6 protein-coding genes and 1 pseudogene are annotated in these 4,460 nt (G+C 36.2%); 6 read left to right on the top strand and 1 reads right to left on the bottom strand.

Annotated features, from left to right (window positions below; translation table 11 throughout):
* Window positions 1-191, bottom strand: a pseudogene (locus tag XEN7305_RS28435) (IS5/IS1182 family transposase); the annotation flags it as partial.
* 632 nt (window positions 192-823) lie between these two features.
* Between XEN7305_RS28435 and XEN7305_RS00340 the strand changes: the two are divergent.
* From XEN7305_RS00340 to XEN7305_RS00315, 6 genes are all read left to right on the top strand, one after another.
* Window positions 824-1,117, top strand: coding sequence for a BrnT family toxin (locus XEN7305_RS00340; RefSeq protein ID WP_006507299.1), 294 nt, complete (start codon window positions 824-826; stop codon window positions 1,115-1,117).
* Between the two features lie 14 nt (window positions 1,118-1,131).
* On the top strand, window positions 1,132-1,395 hold the full coding sequence (locus tag XEN7305_RS00335) for a BrnA antitoxin family protein (protein WP_006507298.1): 264 nt from the start codon (window positions 1,132-1,134) through the stop codon (window positions 1,393-1,395).
* Between the two features lie 78 nt (window positions 1,396-1,473).
* A complete protein-coding gene (locus tag XEN7305_RS00330) occupies window positions 1,474-1,746 on the top strand; it encodes a DUF2442 domain-containing protein (protein WP_006507296.1) in 273 nt (90 codons plus the stop codon).
* Between the two features lie 252 nt (window positions 1,747-1,998).
* Complete coding sequence (locus XEN7305_RS00325) at window positions 1,999-2,838, top strand: sulfotransferase (protein WP_006507295.1); 840 nt, start codon at window positions 1,999-2,001, stop codon at window positions 2,836-2,838.
* Window positions 2,839-3,234: 396 nt separating this feature from the next.
* Entirely contained in the window at window positions 3,235-3,747 is a 513-nt protein-coding gene (locus XEN7305_RS00320; protein ID WP_006507293.1) for a DUF29 family protein, read from the top strand.
* 48 nt (window positions 3,748-3,795) lie between these two features.
* A complete protein-coding gene (locus XEN7305_RS00315; protein WP_006507292.1) occupies window positions 3,796-4,407 on the top strand; it encodes a Uma2 family endonuclease in 612 nt (203 codons plus the stop codon).
* Window positions 4,408-4,460: the final 53 nt, after the last annotated feature.

Genomic DNA, 4,460 nt, shown 5'->3' with positions numbered 1-4,460 from the left:
TATTCTCGCCAATATTCCAGGGTGACTAAAATTTGCTCTTCTCTTGCTAAATCCCAAGGTCGTCCTGCTTTTGGTCTGTGAGGAAATTCTTGCTTAAATGCTTCAAGTATTCGTTCAAAAGTTTTTTTCTCGACCCCAAAGCGCCGCTTAAACTTTTTACCTGATAGAGATTTGGCATTTGCGTAGTTCATAAATGAGGTACAAGAGAAGTGCAAACCCTTTACTCTACCACAAAAATATTTTGCAAGAGGTCTAATAATTACTAAGGTTGTTGCAAGAGCTAGATTGTTGAATTGTTGGGGTTCAGCAAGAGTAATCATAGATACTTTCTGTATTTAGACCTAGATATTTAGAGTAATTGGCAATTCAAAATAGTAAATTAGTAAAAAATACGTAAATTGATAAAAATCAATAATTTTATAGAATATTTCTGCTTAATAAAATCTTCACAAGTCTATTTTTGAATTTAAAAAACGTCAAATCGGTTATCAGTTATCAAATTAGAGTTAGCTTCTGCGATACGTGATGAAGAGCGATCTACTATGTATGATCAAGAGCGATCGCAAATAGGAAACGCGATCTCCTAGTGTCTTGCTTTGCGCGATCGCGAAATTACCAAGCCGAAGTAATTAGAGTCTGCTTAGCTCGAAAGAGCGATCTGCCATACAAGATAAAGAGCGATCGCGGAGCGACTAGCGTCATGTCTCGCGCTTCGTCTCAAATAGCGTAACCAGAAGGAAACGCGATTACATGAGATTAAGGAAGCTATTTATCTCAATCCTACCCTCTTGACTTTGTATATACAGATTTGTATAGCTAAATTATGGAATTTGAATGGAATGAAAATAAAAATCAAAGCAATATTACTAAACATGGTATCGACTTCCAACAAGCAACAAAAATTTTTGATGACCCTAATTTACTAACCTATGAAGATCGACGTTTCAGCCATGGAGAAAGCAGAGAAATTTCCCTCGGCAAGTTATTATTAACAACCCAGCAACAGGTAATCATTGCCATAGTTGTTCATACTAATAGGGACGGAATAATTAGACTAATTTCAGCTAGAAAAGCGAGTAAAAAAGAGAGGAAACTATATGAGCAACAATCAATTTAGTCCTGATATGTCTCTTGAAGAAAGAGAAAAAAAAACTATTAGAGATGTCTGATGAGGATATCGACTTTTCCGATATTCCCGAATTGGATGAATCTTTTTTCCAAAATGCAAAGTTGGTGAAAAGAAAACCAAAAACCGAAGCTATATCCATTAGAGTTGATACAGAAACCCTAGAATGGTTTCGTAAAACAGCAAAAAATAACCCAGAAATTAGAGAATATCAAACCTTAATCAATGATGTTTTACGAACTTACGTTCTTCATCAAACAAATAAGTAGATCAACAAAAAAAAGCGCTCCTCAGAAAGTTAAAATCTTTAGTAAACGAACATCAACAACTGCTTCTGGAGTCTTGGTATGGATATTTTGGCAATAAGAGCTGATGAGCGCGTTCAGCATGTTTACTTTACAGAAGATACAATTAGCGTCGATCTGATGGATGGGAGAACTATTACTGCCCCTTTGGTATGGTATCCCAGATTATTAGCCGCTACTCCAGAACAAAGAGGAAAATGGCAAGTTTGTGGTGGTGGGTATGGTATTCACTGGGAAGAAATCGACGAAGACTTAAGCACTGAAGGTTTATTGAGAGGCGCGCCAGCACCGCAGAGTCAATTTCAAAACAAGTGACAAGACAAACTTGAAAGACTTTAAAAATAAGATTTTGCTTGCAATAGAGTAGCGATCGCTCCTGAATTTGAGATGCGTTATAAAGTGCGATCACGCTTCAGGAAATAAAAAAGCTAAAAAAACTAGAATCATGATTCTGACGTCGAGAATGCAATAGGTTATGCTGTCGCTATAAAAATCCTGAATAGACTAATAATGCTTGTGCAAATATGCCAAGAACATAATTTATAGCGATATTTTCTTTCATATTTTATGACCTTTGCCAATCTCCCCATCCTGATTACTGGCTGCCAGCGGAGCGGAACTACCTTACTCAAGTTAATCCTGAACTCTCATCCAGAAATCAATGTAATAGATGAGGATTGCTTCGATAACGATAACCTTACTGATTACCTAAACAATCCTATTTATCATCCTTTTGTCGCATTTAAGTTACCTATATTTTCCTCAGCAATAGATAGCTTTGCCCAATTACCAGGATTGAGGATTCTCTGGTGCCTTCGAGATCCTCGGGACGTGGTGCTCTCCATGCTGAATCTAGTAATGGGAGAAACGAATGATGGTCAAGCATTATCGTGGGCACAAATTCCTGGAGGGGCAGAATATGAAATTCAACGCACTTTATCGGTCTTGAGTATTGCAACTCGTCAATCTCTTAACCCTTGGCTCAAAAATTTTCAGACCTATGTTGCAACTTCACCGCCACTACGGCAACGCTCAGAAGCTCTGGATACTGCGGCCCTATGCTGGAGATTAAAAAATACATTGTTGGGAATGTATTGGAATCGAGGGATTGAACATCATATAGTTCGCTATGAACAGCTAGTTATGAATCCCGAGAATACTTTATTAAATTGTTTGCAATTTATAAGCTCTCAACGAAAGCTATTTTGGCATGATGATTTACTTCGTCATCACAACTTACATCAAGGTCATTCAGTGGGCAACACGAATAACCAAAGACCTATTGATAAAGATAATACTGGCAAATGGCGCAATCTACTTAGTAAGGAAGAAGTTGCGCGGATCGAGGCGATCACCGCTCCCGTCGCCTCAGCTTTGGGCTATCCACCCGAACTAAAAAATTTGTAGTTTAAGACATTAGTTAACTAGGGATCACAGAAAACTTAAAAAAATTGTCAAAAATTTATTTCTATGTCCTGATTATCAGCTTCCTTATTGTTCAAATAAATACGACCAGGTAAACCGTAACTAACGAGATCATAAGAATTGTGGAAATCAGTTATCAGTCATCGGTAAAATCAACAAGCTAGAGTTTGACTTTGCCATACATGGTCAATCGCGATCAAGCTGTGAAGCCTTTGGCTGATCGCACTTTATATGTGTTACTAAAAACGATATTAATACTTGAAAATAACAAGTTGTTTTATTGATATGCGTTATGATGAGAAAGTATCAATTCCCATGTTGTAGAGCAGTAAGCATGATTACTAATTTTCCGATTTTAATGCAATTTGGAATAATACTATGGTTCAAGAATTAATATCTCTCAGACAGATCATAGTTGAAGGACGCTATCAAGATGCCTTAGAAATTGTTGATGAATTGGAAGGAATGAGTAAACAGGCGATTTTACGTAATATCGAATCCTTTTTAATTCGTCTTTTAATCCATTTAATAAAGAATCAAGTTAAAAACCGTTTAACTAATTCTTGGGCTGCTTCTATTAGTGACTCCATTAGACAAATAAAAAAATTAAATCTAAAAGACAATAAAAAATCTCATTATGTCAACCAAAACCAATGGAGTGAATACTTAGAGGAAGCTTTTGAAGTAGCAGTTATCGAGGCAAGTATCGAAGTTAATGACGGAACTTATAATCCTATCCAATTAGAAGAAATTATAAATAAGAAAGAAATTTTGGAGCAAAGTTTATGCTTAATAAATTTGACTTATCAATATTCCACGAGAGATTTACTATCGGCTATTAGAGATTATTTGCTAAATTTACCAGGTGGCAAGGAATGGCTAAATAAGTAGTGATTTACAATTGAATTAAGCCTTGACACAACTCCAAAGATATTAATCATGACTTCGGCAATACTGAGCGATTTTTTCCAGCTAAAACTTGAAACTAATGATCCAGAAGAACGATTTCTCACTTCTGGGGTCAGTTGGCAAGCTTATGAATCCCTCATTTTATCAATGGGCAATAGTTCTAGATATCGAGTGAGTTACCTCTCAGGAATATTAGAAATTATGTCTCCCAGTCGTAGTCACGAAGTAGATAAAGAAAATATCGGTAGATTATTAGAAGCTTATCTAGAAGAAAATAGGATTCGGTTTTGGGGTTTAGGTTCAACTACTTTGAGAAAACAAAAGAAGCAAGCCGGAAAAGAACCAGACAAATGTTATTGTATCGGAACTGATAAGGAGATTCCTGATCTGGCGATCGAGGTAATTTATACTAGCGGTGGAGTTGATATTCTGAAAATTTATCAACATTTAGGTGTTGCAGAAGTTTGGTTTTGGCAAAATAATCAAATTAAAGTTTATTGTTTACAGGATAATCATTATCAGCAAAAAACTCATAGTCAATTATTGCCGGATTTGGACTTAGCTCTCATGGCCGAATACGTGACCATGAGCGACCCTCTAGAAACAATTATCCAGTGGCGAAAGCAAGTACGAGTGAATTAGTTGCACACAATTAATTTTGATACTGATAACTGATAACTGATAACTGATAACTG

The organism is Xenococcus sp. PCC 7305 (genome assembly GCF_000332055.1).
Classification (GTDB): Bacteria; Cyanobacteriota; Cyanobacteriia; order Cyanobacteriales; family Xenococcaceae; genus Xenococcus.
The sequence above is the reverse complement of the archived record's forward strand: the minus strand, read 5'-3'. Positions and strand labels throughout refer to the sequence as shown.